Annotated in this window: 14 protein-coding genes; 11 read left to right on the top strand and 3 right to left on the bottom strand. The window is 49.0% G+C overall.

The window, feature by feature from the left end; genetic code table 11:
- The first annotated feature begins 8 nt into the window (after positions 1-8).
- From GUA98_RS21825 to GUA98_RS21805, 5 genes are all read left to right on the top strand, one after another.
- Positions 9-767: a DeoR/GlpR family DNA-binding transcription regulator gene (locus tag GUA98_RS21825; protein WP_193724366.1), complete on the top strand. Its 759-nt coding sequence runs from the start codon at positions 9-11 to the stop codon at positions 765-767.
- A 100-nt stretch (positions 768-867) separates the two neighbouring features.
- Entirely contained in the window at positions 868-1620 is a 753-nt protein-coding gene (gene kduD / locus GUA98_RS21820) for a 2-dehydro-3-deoxy-D-gluconate 5-dehydrogenase KduD (protein WP_193724365.1), read from the top strand.
- 35 nt (positions 1621-1655) lie between these two features.
- On the top strand, positions 1656-2501 hold the full coding sequence (locus GUA98_RS21815) for a sugar phosphate isomerase/epimerase family protein (RefSeq protein WP_193724364.1): 846 nt from the start codon (positions 1656-1658) through the stop codon (positions 2499-2501).
- Positions 2502-2745: 244 nt separating this feature from the next.
- Positions 2746-4053, top strand: coding sequence for a homocysteine synthase (locus GUA98_RS21810; RefSeq protein ID WP_153979981.1), 1308 nt, complete (start codon positions 2746-2748; stop codon positions 4051-4053).
- Positions 4054-4351: 298 nt separating this feature from the next.
- A complete protein-coding gene (locus GUA98_RS21805; RefSeq protein WP_193724363.1) occupies positions 4352-6301 on the top strand; it encodes a heavy metal translocating P-type ATPase in 1950 nt (649 codons plus the stop codon).
- 186 nt (positions 6302-6487) lie between these two features.
- Here the strand turns inward: GUA98_RS21805 and GUA98_RS21800 are convergent, their stop codons facing one another.
- Positions 6488-7219, bottom strand: a complete 732-nt coding sequence (locus GUA98_RS21800) for a ZIP family metal transporter (RefSeq protein ID WP_127539829.1) — start codon at positions 7217-7219, stop codon at positions 6488-6490.
- 256 nt (positions 7220-7475) lie between these two features.
- On the opposite strand from GUA98_RS21800, the gene trxB reads away from it, so the two are divergent.
- Together trxB and GUA98_RS21790 are read left to right on the top strand one after the other, a co-directional pair.
- Positions 7476-8417, top strand: a complete 942-nt coding sequence (trxB, locus tag GUA98_RS21795) for a thioredoxin-disulfide reductase (RefSeq protein ID WP_095361760.1) — start codon at positions 7476-7478, stop codon at positions 8415-8417.
- 66 nt (positions 8418-8483) lie between these two features.
- Complete coding sequence (locus GUA98_RS21790) at positions 8484-8714, top strand: glutaredoxin family protein (RefSeq protein WP_095292396.1); 231 nt, start codon at positions 8484-8486, stop codon at positions 8712-8714.
- 234 nt (positions 8715-8948) lie between these two features.
- Here the strand turns inward: GUA98_RS21790 and GUA98_RS21785 are convergent, their stop codons facing one another.
- Entirely contained in the window at positions 8949-9146 is a 198-nt protein-coding gene (locus GUA98_RS21785; RefSeq protein WP_053779005.1) for a hypothetical protein, read from the bottom strand.
- A gap of 145 nt (positions 9147-9291) precedes the next feature.
- Complete coding sequence (locus GUA98_RS21780; protein ID WP_193724362.1) at positions 9292-10458, bottom strand: ROK family transcriptional regulator; 1167 nt, start codon at positions 10456-10458, stop codon at positions 9292-9294.
- A gap of 199 nt (positions 10459-10657) precedes the next feature.
- On the opposite strand from GUA98_RS21780, the gene xylA reads away from it, so the two are divergent.
- The 4 genes from xylA to GUA98_RS30205 all read left to right on the top strand — a co-directional run bounded on the left by xylA (position 10658) and on the right by GUA98_RS30205 (position 17025).
- Positions 10658-11974 carry a xylose isomerase gene (xylA, locus tag GUA98_RS21775; RefSeq protein ID WP_095292400.1) on the top strand — a complete coding sequence of 439 codons (1317 nt, stop codon included), beginning with the start codon at positions 10658-10660 and terminating at the stop codon, positions 11972-11974.
- 510 nt (positions 11975-12484) lie between these two features.
- Entirely contained in the window at positions 12485-13978 is a 1494-nt protein-coding gene (xylB, locus tag GUA98_RS21770; RefSeq protein WP_193724361.1) for a xylulokinase, read from the top strand.
- 370 nt (positions 13979-14348) lie between these two features.
- Positions 14349-15065 carry a glycosyltransferase family 2 protein gene (locus tag GUA98_RS21765; protein WP_227779953.1) on the top strand — a complete coding sequence of 239 codons (717 nt, stop codon included), beginning with the start codon at positions 14349-14351 and terminating at the stop codon, positions 15063-15065.
- Positions 15066-15954: 889 nt separating this feature from the next.
- On the top strand, positions 15955-17025 hold the full coding sequence (locus tag GUA98_RS30205) for a glycosyltransferase family 2 protein (protein WP_321573907.1): 1071 nt from the start codon (positions 15955-15957) through the stop codon (positions 17023-17025).
- Positions 17026-17054: the final 29 nt, after the last annotated feature.

Here is a 17054-nt window from a genome sequence, read left to right as displayed (position 1 = left end):
TTGATTGTATGAATCCATTAAAAAGACATGAAAAAATTATGGAGGCTCTTCTGGAGCGCCAGGAAGTTACCGTTAATGATCTGAGCGAACTGCTGCAGGTGACAGGCAAGACAGTTCGGGAGGACCTCGACAAGCTGGAAGCGATGGGACTGCTTGTACGTGTCCACGGAGGAGCCATGCTGGCTCAGAATGACCAGTATGGTATCCTCACCAGCCGTGGAGCAACAGAGAAGCATCATTCGGAGAAGACGGAGATTGCCGAGCGTGCGCTCGCTTACATACGTCCCCATGAAATTATTGCGCTGGACGGAGGGAGCACCACACTCGAGATAGCGAAACGGATGGACAATCAGCCGCTCACTGTCGTAACCAATGATCTCTTCATTATTGCCGAGCTGACGAAGAAGGAGCAGGTCCGGCTGGTCGTGCCTGGTGGGGCGAGAGTCCGTAATATGCTGGTGGGAGATGATACGGCAGCATTTATCTCCAGTCTTAATATCCACAAAGCATTTATCTCAACCACTGCACTACATCCGGAATTCGGACTCTCCATCTATACAGGTGATCTGGTTCCACTAAAAAAAGCGATGATCTCTGCCTCCCAACAGGTCTTCGGCGTGGTGGACCATTATAAATTCGGGCAATTTGCGCTGCGGACCTTCGCGCATTGTTCGGAGCTGGACTATATTATCAGTGACAGTCAGCTGGGTGAAGAGACCGCTGCACTGTATAACCAAATCGGTGTCAAAGTCGATTATCAAAGCTAAACGCACAGTTGGAGTTAATCTCTGAATCGCTAATCATATCCAAAAAGTTGATTGGCATCACTTACAGGTTTGCATCTCATAACATGCGGAGGAATCATTCATGAATCCATTTGATCTAAGCGGACAAGTTGCGCTTGTAACCGGTACTTCCGGTGGTTTGGGGCAGGGAATGGCGATTGGTCTGGCGGAGGCCGGAGCAGATGTGGTACTCGTTTCCTATTCAAAACCATCCGAGACAGCAGGCGCGATCGAAGCGCTCGGGCGCAAAGCATATATCATTGAAGCCGATTTAAGCCGTGAAGATGAATTGCCGGCAGTATTTGAGAAGGCATTAGCTTTCCAGGGGAAAATCGATATTCTCGTTAACAATGCGGGCATTATTCGTCGTACACCTGCGGCTGACCATGGACAGCAGGACTGGCACGATGTCATCGGGCTTAACCTGAACACGGTATTTTTCCTGAGTCAGCTGGCGGGCAGACACATGATTGAACGTGGTAGCGGCAAAATCATCAATATCGCCTCCATGTTGTCCTATCAGGGAGGTATTAACGTCCCGGGTTATACAGCCAGTAAGCATGGGGTTGCGGGCTTGACCAAAGCGCTTGCCAATGAGTGGGCAGGTAAGGGTGTACAAATTAACGGGATCGCACCAGGTTACATGGAGACGGATAATACCACGCAGATTCGTGCGGATGAAAACCGGTATCGTGATATCACAGCTCGCATTCCTGCAGGACGATGGGGAACTCCGGAAGATTTGAAAGGGCCGGTCGTGTTTCTTGCATCATCTGCTTCGGATTATTTGAATGGTCATGTACTGAATGTAGATGGCGGCTGGATGGCTCGTTAATCTGCTCTGCTATCAATGGTGAAGGAGGCAGTGACATGAAACTTGGTATTCTGGCACATACGTTTGGCCAGCAGCCTACAGCCCAGCTGGCCCAGACGATCGCAGCTCATGGATTCAATTCGGTACAGCTAGCGCTTGCAAAAGCCCTGTCGGATGTTGACTCGTCTAACGGCAAGCTCAGTCCAGGACTGGCGAATGAAATTGGGGACCAGTTCGCAAGACGCGGAGTCAAGATTGCTGTCCTGGGCTGCTATATTAATCCGATCGATCCGAATGCTGAGCGCAGACGGGCAGACATCGAGCGTTTTAAGGAACATCTGCGGTATGCCCGTGATTTTGGCTGCAGCATGGTTGCAACAGAAACGGGAGGTTTGGACACCTACCAAGCCACCCACCCAGATGGGTATGAAGAAAAAGCATGGAGCGTGCTGCGGGAAACGCTGGAGGAAATCACGGAGGAAGCGGAAAAGTGGGGCGTACATGCGGCCATTGAGCCTGTATCTACCCATACACTTCATACGCGTGAACATATGACTCGTTTGTTTGAAGAGATCCCGTCCTCCAATCTGGGCATGTTATTTGATCCATGCAATCTGATCAAACAGCCGCATGTTGCAGACCAGGGAGCTTTCCTGCGTGATGTAATGGAGACGCTATACCAGCGAATCATTGTCATTCATGCGAAGGATGTGGCCTTCAATGCACAGGGCGAGAAGATTAATCCAGTCCCCGGTGAAGGCATATTGGATTATCCGCTGTTTTTTGAATTGTTAAAAACGTATAAGCCACATATCGATATCTCACTGGAGGGGGTAACTGCCGAAGAGGCAGTTCCTGCAGCCAAGCATTTGCGTGAAGTATGGAATGGTGTGAGAGTGTAGAAATCGGCTGAAGATAAGCTTATTCTGCGATATCGCGATATTAAAATAGCCAAAAAACCTTTGCCCTCGCAAAGGTTTTTTGGTATAACCTTGTCGACAATACATATAAAATATTTCTTATCGGATAAATCGGAAATAACTCTTTTCAAACACGACATCTTGTGAGAGAATATGGAAAACATACGCCACCATGTGAGGACATCAGGATCTTTGAAACGTATAACCCAAGGGAGGATTCAGATTTATGTCAAACGAACGTGAGCTTTCATTTGAAACATTGGCAATTCATGCAGGCCAGGAAATTGATCCAACGACTCATGCACGTGCTGTGCCTTTGTATCAGACCACATCTTATGGTTTCAAGGATACGGAACATGCTGCCAATCTGTTTGGTCTGAAAGAGTTTGGCAACATCTATACCCGTCTAATGAACCCGACAACCGATGTGTTCGAGCAGCGGATTGCGGCATTGGAGGGAGGAGCCGGGGCACTGGCTACAGCTTCCGGGCAGGCAGCCATTACGTTTTCTCTCTTGAATATCGCAGGTGCAGGGGATGAAATTGTATCCTCGGCGAGCTTGTATGGTGGTACGTATAATTTGTTCTCAACCACATTGCCGAAGCTGGGTCTTGATGTGAAGTTCGTTGATTCCAGTGATCCCGAGAATTTCAGGGCGGCCATTACAGAGAAAACGAAAGCATTATATGCGGAAACGATCGGTAATCCTCAAGGAAACGTGCTGGACATTGAAGCTGTTGCGGCGATTGCTCATGAGCATGGTATTCCTCTGATCGTGGATAACACGTTCCCCAGCCCATACTTGCTTCGTCCGATTGAACATGGAGCGGATATTGTGGTTCACTCGGCCACGAAGTTTATTGGCGGTCATGGTACATCCATTGGTGGCGTGATTGTCGATAGCGGAAAATTCGACTGGAAAGCGAGCGGCAAATTCCCCGGTCTGACAGAGCCGGATGCCAGTTACCATGGTGTGGTATACACCGAAGCGGTTGGACCGATTGCCTACATTATCAAAGCACGGGTGCAGTTGCTGCGCGACCTGGGCGCAACCATCTCGCCATTTAATTCATGGCTGCTTCTGCAAGGACTGGAAACATTGCATCTGCGTGTGGAGCGCCATAGCAGCAATGCACTGGCTGTTGCGGAATATCTGGAGAAACATGAGGATGTGCTGTGGGTAAGCTACGCAGGTCTGCCAAGTCATGCATCTTATGAACTCGCACAAAAGTATCTGCCAAGAGGGCAGGGAGCAATCCTGACATTTGGTATTAAGGGCGGTGTAGATGCAGGACGTAAGCTGATCGAAAGTGTGAAGCTGTTCTCACACCTTGCGAATGTGGGTGATTCCAAGTCATTGATCATTCACCCCGCAAGCACAACCCATCAGCAGCTGACAGAAGATGAGCAGAACGCAGCAGGCGTTAACCCTGAACTTATCCGTCTGTCGATCGGTACGGAGAATATTCAGGATATCCTGTATGACCTGGAACAGGCCATCAAGGCGAGTCAGGGAGCAAGTGTTGGAGCGTAACCAAACAGATCATACGAAAGCCGCCGTCCTTTAGGACGGACGGCTTTTTTGCATTTCAGCAGCCTGTGATCAGGAAATTGCCCATTTACAAACGTCAGATCGAGGCCTATAATATACTCGAAGTTGTATTGGGTAAACATAATTGCATAAGTGCAAAAATGATTATCATTCTCATTCAAAAACCATGCTGCTGCGGGATTCCCGCAGCAGCATGTGTCATTTTTAGGGCATTAACAATGGCTCTCATTCTCAATACGACTCTACTTAATCAACGAAACAAGAAAGGATCGTGATTCACATGCAAGCGATACATCAACCTATACCCACCCAGGTACAAGCAGAACAGAACTCTGCCCAGTCACCTAACCCGAACCGTGGACGTAAACCTAATTTTCGCGCCATGCTCCGGAATAAGGAGATGCAGGCGGCTCTCGGCAGCGGGTTATTAATGCTTGTTGCATGGGGAACTTCACCCTATTTCAATGCAATATCCATCATGCTGTACATCGTTTCTTACGCAATCGGAGGATGGACCAAGGCCAAGGAGGGGGTGGAGACACTGGTCAAGGACCGCGATCTGGATGTGAATCTGCTCATGATTGCAGCATCACTGGGTGCAGCAGCTATTGGATATTGGAATGAGGGCGCGATGCTGATCTTCATTTTTGCGTTAAGTGGTGCGCTGGAAAGTTATGCGACGGAACGGAGCCATAAGGATATTTCATCGCTGATGGCACTTAAGCCGGAGACAGCACTCCGTATTGAGAAGGGACAGATGAATCTTGTTGCCATTGATGAGCTGATGCCTGGTGACCTGCTGCTGGTCAAACCGGGGGAATTAATCCCGGCCGACGGTACCGTATATCGCGGGAGTTCATTCATTAATCAGGCTTCCATTACGGGGGAATCCCTGCCGGTGGATAAAGCTGAGGGAGACGAGGTTTATGCAGGAACGGTGAACGGCGAAGGAGCTCTGTATGTAGAGGTAACGAAGTCGGCTGCAGGTTCGCTGTTTGGCAAAATCATTAAGCTGGTCGAAGAGGCACAAGCCGAAGTGCCGGATTCACAGCGTTTCATAGAGCGATTCGAAGGCATTTACGCACGAGTGGTTGTGGGTGTAACTTTAATGGTTATCGCAGGAGCTCCACTGCTGCTGGGCTGGACTTGGAATGAGGCTTTTTATAAAGCCATGGTTTTTCTCGTTGTAGCTTCACCTTGTGCACTGGTTTCCTCCATCATGCCAGTCATGCTGTCTGCGATGTCCAGCAGTGCACGTCGCGGTATTCTGTTCAAGGGAGGGGCCCACGTGGAGAATATGGCTCAGACCCGAGTCGTGGCTTTTGATAAAACAGGGACATTGACCATGGGTACTCCCCAAGTCACAGATATATTAACAGCCGAGGGCATAAGTCGCGCCGAACTGCTGTCTGCAGCAGCTGCCATTGAGAACTTGTCCATGCACCCGCTGGCTCGAGCCATTGTAGATCAGGCAGTGCGTGAAGGTATTGTGACGCAAGAAGCCGAACGGGTACAAACACTGACGGGTTGGGGTATTGAAGGGTACGTACACGGTGTTCTCTGGAAGATTGGGAAAACGAATGAGATACACCTGGATACCCATTCACACTGGCACGACGAACGTGCACGACTTGAGCGTGAAGGCAAAACGGTATCCATCGTCATGGCGGATAACCATTTTGCTGGCCTGATCGCCATGCGGGATACCGTTCGTCCACAAGCCGCAGCAGCAGTGAAGAAGCTGGAGGATATGGGCGTGAAGGTGGCCATGCTGACAGGTGATCGGGCCACATCTGCAGCTGTAATCGCACGGGAAATAGGAGTAAGTCTCGTCTATGCCGATCTGCTTCCCGAAGATAAAGTGAAACAGGTACAGGCATTGCGTCAGGAGTACGGACAGGTGCTCATGGTTGGTGATGGTGTGAATGACGCTCCTGCACTTGCAGCGGCTACTGTGGGCATGGGCATGGGAATGTCGGGAAGCGGGACAGCGCTGGAGGTGGCTGATGTAGTGCTCATGAATGATAATATTGAGGAAATTGCCTGGGTGATTGAGCAGGCACGAAGAGCACAACGGACCGCGAAGCAGAATATGTTTTTTGCCATTACGGTTATTCTGGCACTGATTGCGGGGAATTTTCTGCAGGGTGTTGCATTGCCGCTGGGGGTTGTTGGGCATGAGGGCAGCACGATTCTGGTAATACTCAATGGTTTAAGACTGCTTCGCTAATGATCCGGAAAATGAATCTGTAGGAAACCGTTCTATGCATCCTAATGGGACGTATTCAGCCAGCCTTACAAAGTCTCCCAGTAATTTCATGTAATCTTCATTTGTGACCAAAAAAAGAACCTGCAGGGCAGAATGATCTGTCCTCAGGTTCTTTGGCATGTACGTTTATCTACGGAAAAGTCTTGCTTAGAATAGCTCAGTCAAACCAATCATCGTAATGAGTCCCAGCAAAAATGAAACGGTGGCTACACGTGCGTTGCCATCTCCGTGACTTTCGGGAATCAGTTCTTTATATACAATGAACATCATTGCACCTGCGGCGAATGCAAGCCCGTAAGGGACAAGTCCTGCGACAAGGCTGCTAAGCGTGTAGCCGATCATGGCGGTGATAATTTCGACGGCTCCTGTCAGGGTAGCGATTCCAAGTGCCTTGAAGCGGCCGATATTCTGATTCACCAGGAACAGAGCAACCAGGAATCCTTCGGGAGCATTTTGCAAACCGATCGAAAAGGCAATGAGATTCCCCAGACTGGCATCGGTACTGGCGTAACTGACACCTACAGATAGGCCTTCGGGCAGGTTATGCATGGTGATGGCTGCAATAATCATGAAGGCTTTGGCTTCAATTTTAAATGGCATCTTCTCCGGATTCTCCAGATCCACATGAGGGATCTTCATTTCGAGTACCAGCAAAACCATGCTGCCGAGCATAATGCCAAGAGCGAGCACGAACAGGTTCGACTGCCCCAGCGCCTCGGGAATGAGATTGTACACCGAAGCCGAGGTCATGATGCCTGCTGCGTAAGCAAGCAAGATATCGCGCAGACGGTGTGTTACTTTCCGCATAAATAAAATAGGTACCGCCCCAAGGCCGGTAGACATGGCTGAGATAAAGCTGCCAATGAGTGCATCGTTCATGCTTCCATTTTCCCTCCTGATGAAGACTTCTTCATAATCGCTGCCGAGCATTGACACCGTAGTTAAAAGAGATCATAATGAACAACAGATTAGAATGATTATAAATTAGAATTCCATTTCTGCATAGGGCAATTGTCATATTGGGCAGGTCTTGTGGACATGAATTAGGCTTATATCGATCTAGTGTATGCAGGGGCATTTGCTTTTGATGCTAGTGAGCCCAACCTTTTTGCAGAACTCGGGGGAGGAACTATACATGTATAAATCCATTATTATCGGAACAGGCCCAGCAGGGCTGACAGCAGCAATCTATCTGGCTCGTGCCAACCTTAACCCACTGGTTATCGAAGGACCACAACCTGGTGGCCAACTGACAACAACAACGGAAGTGGAGAACTTCCCAGGTTTCCCTGATGGTATTATGGGTCCTGAACTGATGGATAACATGCGTAAACAAGCAGAACGTTTTGGCGCTGAATTCCGCACAGGCTGGGTAAACAACGTCGATATGAGTGAGCGTCCGTTCAAAATTCAGGTTGAGGGCATGGGTGAACTGGTATCGGAAACCTTAATCCTGTCTACTGGTGCATCTGCTAAATACCTTGGTATTCCTGGAGAAGAAACAAACGTGGGCCGCGGTGTCAGCACTTGCGCAACATGTGACGGATTCTTCTTCCGCAATAAAGAAATCATCGTTATCGGCGGAGGCGACTCTGCATTGGAAGAAGCAAGCTTCCTGTCCCGTTTCGGTTCCAAAGTAACTTTGGTACACCGTCGTGAGGAGCTTCGCGGTTCCAAAATCATGCAAGACCGTGCACGCAGCAACGAAAAAGTGGAAATGGCTCTGAACCGTACGCCGATCGAAGTCATTGCTGGTGATCATGGGGTAACTGGACTGAAAGTGTTGAACAACGCAACGGGCGAAGAAGAGATTCTTCCGGCAAGCGGCGTATTTGTAGCGATCGGTCACACACCAAACACTGGGTTCCTTGGTGGACAGATTACAACGGATGAACATGGGTATATTATGACCACACCAGGTACTTCTGAAACGAACATTCCAGGCGTATTCGCTTGTGGAGACGTTCAAGATACACGCTACAAACAAGCGATTACAGCGGCAGGCAGCGGATGTATGGCTGCAATGGATGCAGAGAAATTCATCGAAAGCCTGGAGCATAGCGCAGTAGCACTGTAAGGTATTTCGTTTAAATGGGTAAATTAACGTTATAACTATATATAAACTATATGAGGTGAATGAATAATGGAAAACGTAATTGTATACACATCGACCAACTGCCCGAACTGCAAAGCAGTGAAGACGTTCCTGGCTGATAAAGGAATTTCTTATGAAGAGCGCAACATTGAGACAAGTGACGAGTTTGCACAACAAGTATGGGATATGGGCGTACGTGCAGTACCTCTGACTGTTATTGGCGAACACCGCATCCTGGGTATGAACAAAACACAATTCGCAAAAGCACTGGACGCTTAATTATCCCCATCGGATCATGTAGAATGAATGGAGCTATTCCGGTTCGCGCGAGCCGTTTGAATATATAACAGAAAGAAGCCTTGGTCCTGCTCTGGACTAAGGCTTCTTTTGTTGGCATTACGTTATTTTTTGAAGTGAAAAATCCCCTTGCGCCAGTGATCAGGAGCACATGGTAACATGAACTCTAGATTCACTGCGGAAGGGGATTTCGTCATTTAAAACGAGGGTTTTCATCTAAAAAAAGATGCTCATAAACGTCTGAAAAACTACATACACCAATACGCCTGACAGCATATACATGAACCCAGCCTTCTTTTTGCTCTGAAACAATCGAAGTATGCCGAGGCTGAACAGCGGCGCAAGCACGATCAAGAACAGGAGTACGGTGACAAACATTTGCGCCGAGATATCTGAAGTATCCACGTAGGTCACGGGTTTTCACTCCGTTTCGTTATAGGAATTAACACAGCAGCAATCATCCCGCCATGACAAAAATCACATATCCTCATTATAACTCTGGATTTCTTTAACAAAAAGGGAGGAAATGGGGCAAAATGATGTCAATTTTCAGCAGTTATTAGACCGACACTCTTATTTTGCCTAGAAACTGGGAAATAGCAGAGTAAGCGGCACCAATACGGGTAGAACGGCTGCCCAGTGCTGCCCATTCGATTTGCAAACTGCGACGGTGATAGGGCAGTGTACGCTCTTCCACAACTTGTTTGAGCGCTGTTTCAATCCATGGACCTGCTTCGGAGAGTGGCCCGCCAATGATGATGCGCTCGGGATTGAAGCTGTTAACGATATTCGTGATGCCCACGCCCAGTTTGCGGCCGATGTTTTCGTATAAGTTCAATACGGCCTCATGACCTTGCTGTGCATATTCTACGAGCTCGCGGGTGGTGTGGGCTGGCAAATGAAGCTGGTGGTCGGGGTGCTCATAGGCTTTTTCGGAAGCATATAGCTCCCAGCAACCGTGATTGCCGCAAGAGCAGGGTCTGCCTTCGGCTTCGATTGACATGTGGCCTGTCTCCCCGGCGTAGCCCCAGGCACCTTTGTACAATTCACCGTCTACCATAATGCCCGATCCGATACCCATCCCTGCACTGATATAGATGAGATGACGTACCCCAATGCCGCTGCCAAAATTCAATTCCCCATGAGCCCCTGCATTGGCCTCGTTGTCAATCGTTACAGGAAGCTCAAACATCTCCTCCAGCATGGAGCGAAGCTCGACCTTCTCCCAACCCAGGTTGGGTGCAAACAGCACTGTACCAGCCTCATCCACCATCCCGGGTACCCCAATGCCAATACCAATTACACCATGTGGGGAGGGGGGAGCCAACTGAATCAGATGTACTGCTGCACGTTTCAACTGTTCCAATACGGAAGGCACATCATGCTGTTCCAGCTTAATGGCATACTCCGTTATGATATGGCCCTCCAGATCGGTAAGCACACCCTTCAGGTGAGTTACGCTCAGCTCCAGACCAACTGCATATCCCGCCGTACCTCGAAACAGCAGCATGAGCGGCTTGCGGCCACCGCTGGATTCACCCGGACCAATCTCCTGGACAAGCTCATCGCTGATGAGATCGGCAACAAGGTTGGACACGGTTGCTTTGTTAAGTCCCGTAATTTCGGATACTCTTGCCCGGGAAAGAGGGGCATGACGACGAATCGTATCAAGGACGATGGACTTGTTTATTTTTTTGACCAGCATCTGGTCTCCGGTAATTTTCATAACAATCAGGCACTCCTATTCTGTATATAAAAGGGTTCAATCATTCATCCGGTGCTCAAGCTATTCGACTATTATAGCGTAAACAACCCCGGAAAAAACAATTTTATTTTACTTTGTTTAACCAATAGACAAAGTATAACTGATGTGATAGGATAACGGTGTAAACGATTTCTTTAAAACTATTGAGGAGGCATTTTACATGGCCTATTTTGAATCCGTTAATAAAATCGCATTTGAAGGCAAAGACTCCACCAATCCTTTTTCATTCAAACATTATAATCCGGAAGAAGTTGTTGCTGGCAAAACGATGGAAGAGCACTTCCGTTTCGGCATGGCTTACTGGCATACATTAACTGCAGGCGGCAGTGACCCGTTCGGTGCAGAGACAGCTGTTCGTTCTTGGGATAAATACTCGGGTCTGGACCTCGCGAAAGTTCGCGTGGAAGCGGCTTTTGAATTTTTGGAAAAAATGAATCTCCCGTTCTTCTGTTTCCACGATGTGGACATTGCACCAGAAGGCAACAGCCTGCGTGAGTTCTACAGCAACATCGACACGATCGTTGACCTGATTGAAGACCACATGAAATCCAGCGGGAAAAAACTGCTCTGGAACACGGCGAACATGTTCTCCAACCCGCGCTTCATGTTTGGTGCGGCTTCCACATGCAATGCTGACGTGTACGCACATGCAGCAGCGCAAATCAAGAAAGGTCTGGAAGTGGGTAAACGTCTGGGCGCTGAAAACTATGTATTCTGGGGCGGCCGTGAAGGTTACGACACATTGCTGAACACAGACATGCAGCTGGAGCAGGACAACATTGCCCGCATGTTCCACATGGCTGTAGACTACGCGAAGGAAATTGGCTTTGACGCACAATTCCTGATCGAGCCTAAACCAAAAGAGCCAACGAAACACCAATATGACTATGATGCAGCGACTTCCATTGCCTTCCTGCAAAAATACGGTTTGGACAAACACTTCAAACTGAACCTGGAAGCAAACCATGCAACTCTGGCAGGTCACACATTCGATCACGAAATCCGTGTTGCCCGTACAAACGGCATGCTCGGTTCCCTGGATGCCAACCAAGGCGATATGCTGATCGGTTGGGATACGGATGAGTTCCCAGTGGATATGTACGATGCAACATTGACGATGTACGAAGTATTGAAAAACGGCGGTATCGGCCGTGGCGGCGTGAACTTCGACGCCAAAGTACGCCGTGGATCCTTCGAAGCAGACGATCTGTTCCTGGCTCACATCGCAGGTATGGATACGTATGCTAAAGGTCTGAAAGTAGCTGCTAAATTGATCGAAGATCGCGTATTCGATGACTTCATCGAAAAACGTTACAGCAGCTTCAAAGAAGGTATCGGTGCTGAGGTTGTTGCAGGCAAAGCGACTCTGGCTTCCCTTGCAGAATACGCACTGAACAACGAAAGCCCACGCAAAAACCAATCCGGTCGTCAAGAATTGCTGAGAGCAAAACTCAACCAATACATCTTGGCTGACTAATAACTGGAATCAACTTGTATAAGCTTGGCTAGGGACACAGCCCATATATGCACGAGCTTGTACCATGGACGTTGAACAGCATGACATTCGGACCGTCCCCGACTTTCCCCTGGGAAGGCGGGGGCGGTTTTTTGATACCAAACGGAGTGAATTTTATGCGCATCTAGGTTTGCATGTGCATTACTAATGACGGTTATATGTCGTTGGCGCGATTTTCAGCTACAGAAACGAGTACGTTTTACTCGTTTCATATCTATGTGTGTCCATGATAATGCATGCAGAACGAAGTGAGCAGAAAGGACCTGAGGGAGCGGTAGCGTTCGCTCAGAGTTTTCTGAAAGAAAACTGGCTTCGGAAGCATAGGCTTATCCCCGGATTTCACCCTTGCTAAAGGGTATAAAGGAAATCTGGGGGTAACGGCGATCCGAGGGTTTTCTGATCACGGAGTGACTTTCATGTAAACATGGATTTTCGTGGATATAACCTGTGATAAACGAAAGGAGTTAACCCATGAGTTACGTAATTGGTGTCGATCTGGGAACCAGCGCAGTCAAAACGGTGCTGGTTAATCGTGAAGGAAAAGTGGCATTTGAAGCATCCGAGGCTTACCCGCTGCACCAGCCCAAGGCGGGCTACAGTGAGCAGAATCCGGAAGATTGGGTAGAGCAGACGATTGTCTCCTTGCGCAAATTGCTGGAAGTATCCGGCGTACAGCCTTCCGAAATTGAGGGGCTTAGCTTCTCCGGGCAAATGCATGGACTCGTTCTGGTAGATGCAGAGGGGAAACCACTGCGCAATGCCATTCTGTGGAACGATACACGTACTACAGCTCAGTGTCGCCGCATTGAGAAAGTATTGGACAATAAACTATTAAGCATCGCCCGGAACCGTGCACTTGAAGGCTTCACGCTCCCTAAAATCCTGTGGGTACAGGAAAACGAGCCGGAGCTGCTGCAGCAAGCATCCTTGTTCCTGCTGCCGAAGGACTATGTTCGTTATCGCCTGACTGGCGATTATGCCATGGATTATTCGGATGCAGCAGGTACATTGCTGCTTGATGTTGCTGGCAAACAGTGGAGCAAGGAGATTGCGGAAGCTTTTGAACTGCCGATCTCACTCTGTCCGCGTCTCGTGGAATCGTTTGAAGAAGTGGGCACATTGCTTCCAGAGATCGCAGATCAAACGGGCCTTGCGGCGGCGACCAAAGTATTTGCAGGCGGAGCCGACAATGCATGCGGGGCAATCGGCGCAGGCATTCTGAGTGAAGGACAGACGATGTGCAGCATCGGTACGTCCGGAGTGGTGCTTTCTTACGAGGAACGCAAAGATCTCGATTTTGAAGGTAAAGTACACTTTTTCAACCATGGGGAGAAGGATGCCTTCTATATTATGGGGGTAACGCTTGCTGCTGGATACAGCCTGTCCTGGTTTAAGGATACGTTTGCAGCGGACAAATCATTTGATGTTCTCCTGCAGGGGATTGATCAGGTTCCGGCGGGAAGCAACGGCTTGTTATTCACTCCTTATATTGTTGGAGAGCGGACGCCTCATCCAGATGCGAACATTCGCGGCAGCTTTATCGGCATGGATGCCGGACATAAGCTGGAGCACTTTGGGCGTTCAGTGATGGAAGGAATTACATTCTCCCTGCGGGAGTCGATCGATATTCTGCGTGGTGCCGGCAAAACGGTCAATGAGGTCATCTCCATCGGAGGTGGTGCCAAAAATGAAGCCTGGCTGCAAATGCAGGCGGATATCTTTGACGCCACAATTGTGAAGCTTGAGAGTGAGCAGGGTCCAGCAATGGGCGCGGCGATGCTTGCAGCATATGGCTGCGGCTGGTTCCCTTCCCTGCAGGATTGTGCGGCGGCGTTCATTCGCCCTGCCAAATCCTATGTACCGAACCCGGAAACGGTAGCCGTGTATGATGGACTCTTTGCACTGTATCAGGAAGTATACGGTCAGACACGCAGTCTGAATGATCGTCTGGCCGAGTACCGTTAATTCATAAAGTGAAACATTCAATATATGTAACAAAGGTTAACCGAGGCACTCGCGGAAGCGAGTGCTTTTTTGTTGTACAACGAAAGCAGCTAAAAGCACCGGATCACAGTGACGAGGTGAACAGCAAAAGGGGAGTTCTCAGACATAACCCCATCCGGGATTTGCATAGAATGAATATAGAGGATTGGCATAAGCCGAGAAGCCAAACGTTAAGTTGAGACCGATAATTGGTCAATAAGAAAGTTTATCTGATGAATACTTAAGCCTGTAAATAGGCTCTGATCCAGTCCTATATGCCTTTTTTCTATGCAATCAGATAGCAAATCCTTGAGAGATACTAGAAGTCAGCTTAAGACGCGGGGGTGAAGCTTTGAATGACCGTGAGGAAGAGGACAGACCACATATTACGCTGTCCATGATCGTACGTAATGAAGAACAGCGATATCTTAGACAGGCACTGCAAACGCACCGGCCTTGGATTGATCGTGCGGTCATCATAGATGATGGGAGCACCGATCATACGGTTGCTCTATGTAAAGAGCTGCTTGAAGGGATTCCCCTGGTCATGGTTGAAAATCGGGCATCCCGGTTCGCCGATGAAGTGAGTCTGCGTAAGCAGCAATGGGAGGCGACGATAGCTACTGGACCTGAATGGATACTGAATCTGGATGCCGATGAGATTCTGACGGCTGACTTTGGCATACAGCGCAATCAGCTCCTGGGAAGTAGCGAGGACGCGATCTACTTCAGATTGTTTGATATGTGGAGTGATACGCACTACCGGGAGGATCAATATTGGCAGGCGCATGCATATTACCGTCCATTTCTCGTCCGTTATCGTCCCGGATTAACTTATGAGTGGAAGGAAATCCCGCAGCACTGCGGACGTTTCCCCCTTACGATCCAGCATTTTGCCTATGGATGTCATACGCCTCGTGTGAAGCATTACGGCTGGGCTCGCGAGGAGGATCGCATCCGCAAATTCGAGCGTTATCAGGCACTGGACCCGGATGCAAGGTACGGCTGGAGAGAACAGTATGAATCCATTCTGGATACAGATCCAAGGCTGCTGCCCTGGATGGAATAAGAAAGGGGGCCTGTACTTGAATAAGGTAAAACCGAAGGAGAAGGTGCTGATTGCCAGTCCGGTTCGTCAAACCGCAGCAGTGCTCCGTGAATTTTTGGAATCTCTGACCTTCTTGGAGCGAACGACGGTGGAGACGGACTATTTGTTTATAGACGATAATGAAGAGGAGGCGTCTTCCAATATCCTTCGTGATTTTGCATCCCAGCAGGAAGGAACGGTATTTGAATCCGATAACGATGATGGAACTGCTCAGGGAAAAGGGACATACAGCAGGGATGAGGGAGGTCATTACTGGCGCGACGAACAGATTTGGCGGGTAGCCGGATTGAAAAACCGCATCTTGCAGTACGCCCGCGAACAGAATTACGATGCTGTTTTCCTGATTGATTCGGATCTTGTGCTGCATCCCCGCACGCTGGAACAGCTTGCTTCCACGCACAAGGATATTGTATCGAATATTTTCTGGACGCGCTGGCAGCCGGGTACAAGAGAAATGCCGCAGGTATGGCTGCAGGATGAGTACGCATTGTACCGAAAAGGCGGGAAATCCGAAGCGGGTAAGGAAATTTTGGATGAGAACACGCAAACCGATGCCTTTCTAAATCAATTGCGAGTGCCAGGCTGTTACGAAGTGGGTGGGCTCGGTGCATGTACGCTCATTCGCAAGAATGCTCTGGTGGGTGGGGTTTCCTTCGATCAGATTCCGAATGTATCGTTCTGGGGTGAGGATCGTCATTTTTGCATTCGAGCCCAAGCACTCGGTTTTCGTTTATACGTGGATACTCATCATCCGGCCTATCATATCTACCGATTATCTGAACTTCCCGGTGCTGCTGCGTACAATCGCAGGGTCAGACGAGGAGAAGAGGCAATTCGTATTACGCTGTGTATGATTGTGAAAAATGAAGAGGCTTCCCTGGCCAGATGCCTGGATTCAGTGAAGGGCATTGCCGACGAGATTGTCATCGTGGATACGGGCTCAACCGATCGCACACGTCAAATTGCAGCCAAATATACAGAACGAATTGTTAATTTTGAATGGATCGATGATTTTGCAGCTGCTCGCAATTTTGCATTTGATCAGGCAACCACAGAATATATACTTTGGCTGGATGCTGATGATGTGTTCGAACCGAATGACCGGGCGAAGCTTATTGATTTGAAACACTCTCTTGATCCTGCAGTGGACAGCGTTACCATGGACTATAATTTGTCATTCACTCCAGATGGGAAGGTTGCCTACAGTTTGAGAAGGAATCGACTGGTGCGACGGGATCGAAATTTCCGCTGGATCGGTGCAGTGCATGAATATCTGGAAGTTGGCGGCAATTTGCTGCATAGCGATATTGCGGTGACCCATAAGAAAGACAAGGAGTACACCGACCGCAACCTGAGGATTTACCGGAAGCGTGAGGAAGCAGGTGAACATTTTACTCCCCGGGATCTCTATTACTTCGGTAATGAACTGAAAGATCATGGACAGCATGAGGATGCGATTACATACTACGGGAAGTTTTTGAATACGGGTCTTGGTTGGGTGGAGGATCAGATTGCTGCCTGCCAAAAAATTGCAGATTGCGAAGCGGCATTGGGGCACTCCGAACAGGAAGTTTCAGCGCTTCTGAGGTCGTTTGCCTATGATTTGCCGAGAGCAGAGATCTGCTGCCGCCTGGGGGGTTATTTCGCCGATCGAGGAGATTATCGCAAGGCAGTATTCTGGTATGAACAGGCGACCCATGCTGTTCGTCCAGCCGATCCGATGGTCGTGCTGAACGAAGCAGCCTGGACATGGATGCCCCACTTGCAGCTATGCGTATGTTATGATCGGCTGGGCAATCGTGCCAAGGCGAAGGAGCACAATGATATTGCTCTTGCATATCATCCTACACACCCCAGCATGCTGTACAATGATCAGTATTTCAAGGATCTGGAAAAGGAAAGTGTATTGGAAGAGGCTTGAATCCGGCAAAACCTCTCTTATGGTCATGG

It is taken from the genome of Paenibacillus sp. P13VS (assembly GCF_015143645.1).
In the GTDB taxonomy this organism is placed as follows: domain Bacteria; phylum Bacillota; class Bacilli; order Paenibacillales; family Paenibacillaceae; genus Paenibacillus; species Paenibacillus xylanilyticus_A.
This window is presented reverse-complemented; position numbering and strand designations above follow the sequence as displayed.

Excerpts from the sequence above, each read along its gene's own strand:
- GUA98_RS30205 (WP_321573907.1), top strand. The coding sequence starts at position 15,955 with ATGATTGTGAAAAATGAAGAGGCTTCCCTGGCCAGATGCCTGGATTCA.
- GUA98_RS21815 (WP_193724364.1), top strand. The coding sequence starts at position 1,656 with ATGAAACTTGGTATTCTGGCACATACGTTTGGCCAGCAGCCTACAGCC.
- kduD (WP_193724365.1), top strand. The coding sequence starts at position 868 with ATGAATCCATTTGATCTAAGCGGACAAGTTGCGCTTGTAACCGGTACT.
- GUA98_RS21805 (WP_193724363.1), top strand. The coding sequence starts at position 4,352 with ATGCAAGCGATACATCAACCTATACCCACCCAGGTACAAGCAGAACAG.
- GUA98_RS21810 (WP_153979981.1), top strand. The coding sequence starts at position 2,746 with ATGTCAAACGAACGTGAGCTTTCATTTGAAACATTGGCAATTCATGCA.
- GUA98_RS21780 (WP_193724362.1), bottom strand. The coding sequence starts at position 10,458 with ATGAAAATTACCGGAGACCAGATGCTGGTCAAAAAAATAAACAAGTCC.
- xylB (WP_193724361.1), top strand. The coding sequence starts at position 12,485 with ATGAGTTACGTAATTGGTGTCGATCTGGGAACCAGCGCAGTCAAAACG.
- xylA (WP_095292400.1), top strand. The coding sequence starts at position 10,658 with ATGGCCTATTTTGAATCCGTTAATAAAATCGCATTTGAAGGCAAAGAC.
- GUA98_RS21790 (WP_095292396.1), top strand. The coding sequence starts at position 8,484 with ATGGAAAACGTAATTGTATACACATCGACCAACTGCCCGAACTGCAAA.
- GUA98_RS21825 (WP_193724366.1), top strand. The coding sequence starts at position 9 with ATGAATCCATTAAAAAGACATGAAAAAATTATGGAGGCTCTTCTGGAG.
- GUA98_RS21800 (WP_127539829.1), bottom strand. The coding sequence starts at position 7,219 with ATGAACGATGCACTCATTGGCAGCTTTATCTCAGCCATGTCTACCGGC.
- trxB (WP_095361760.1), top strand. The coding sequence starts at position 7,476 with ATGTATAAATCCATTATTATCGGAACAGGCCCAGCAGGGCTGACAGCA.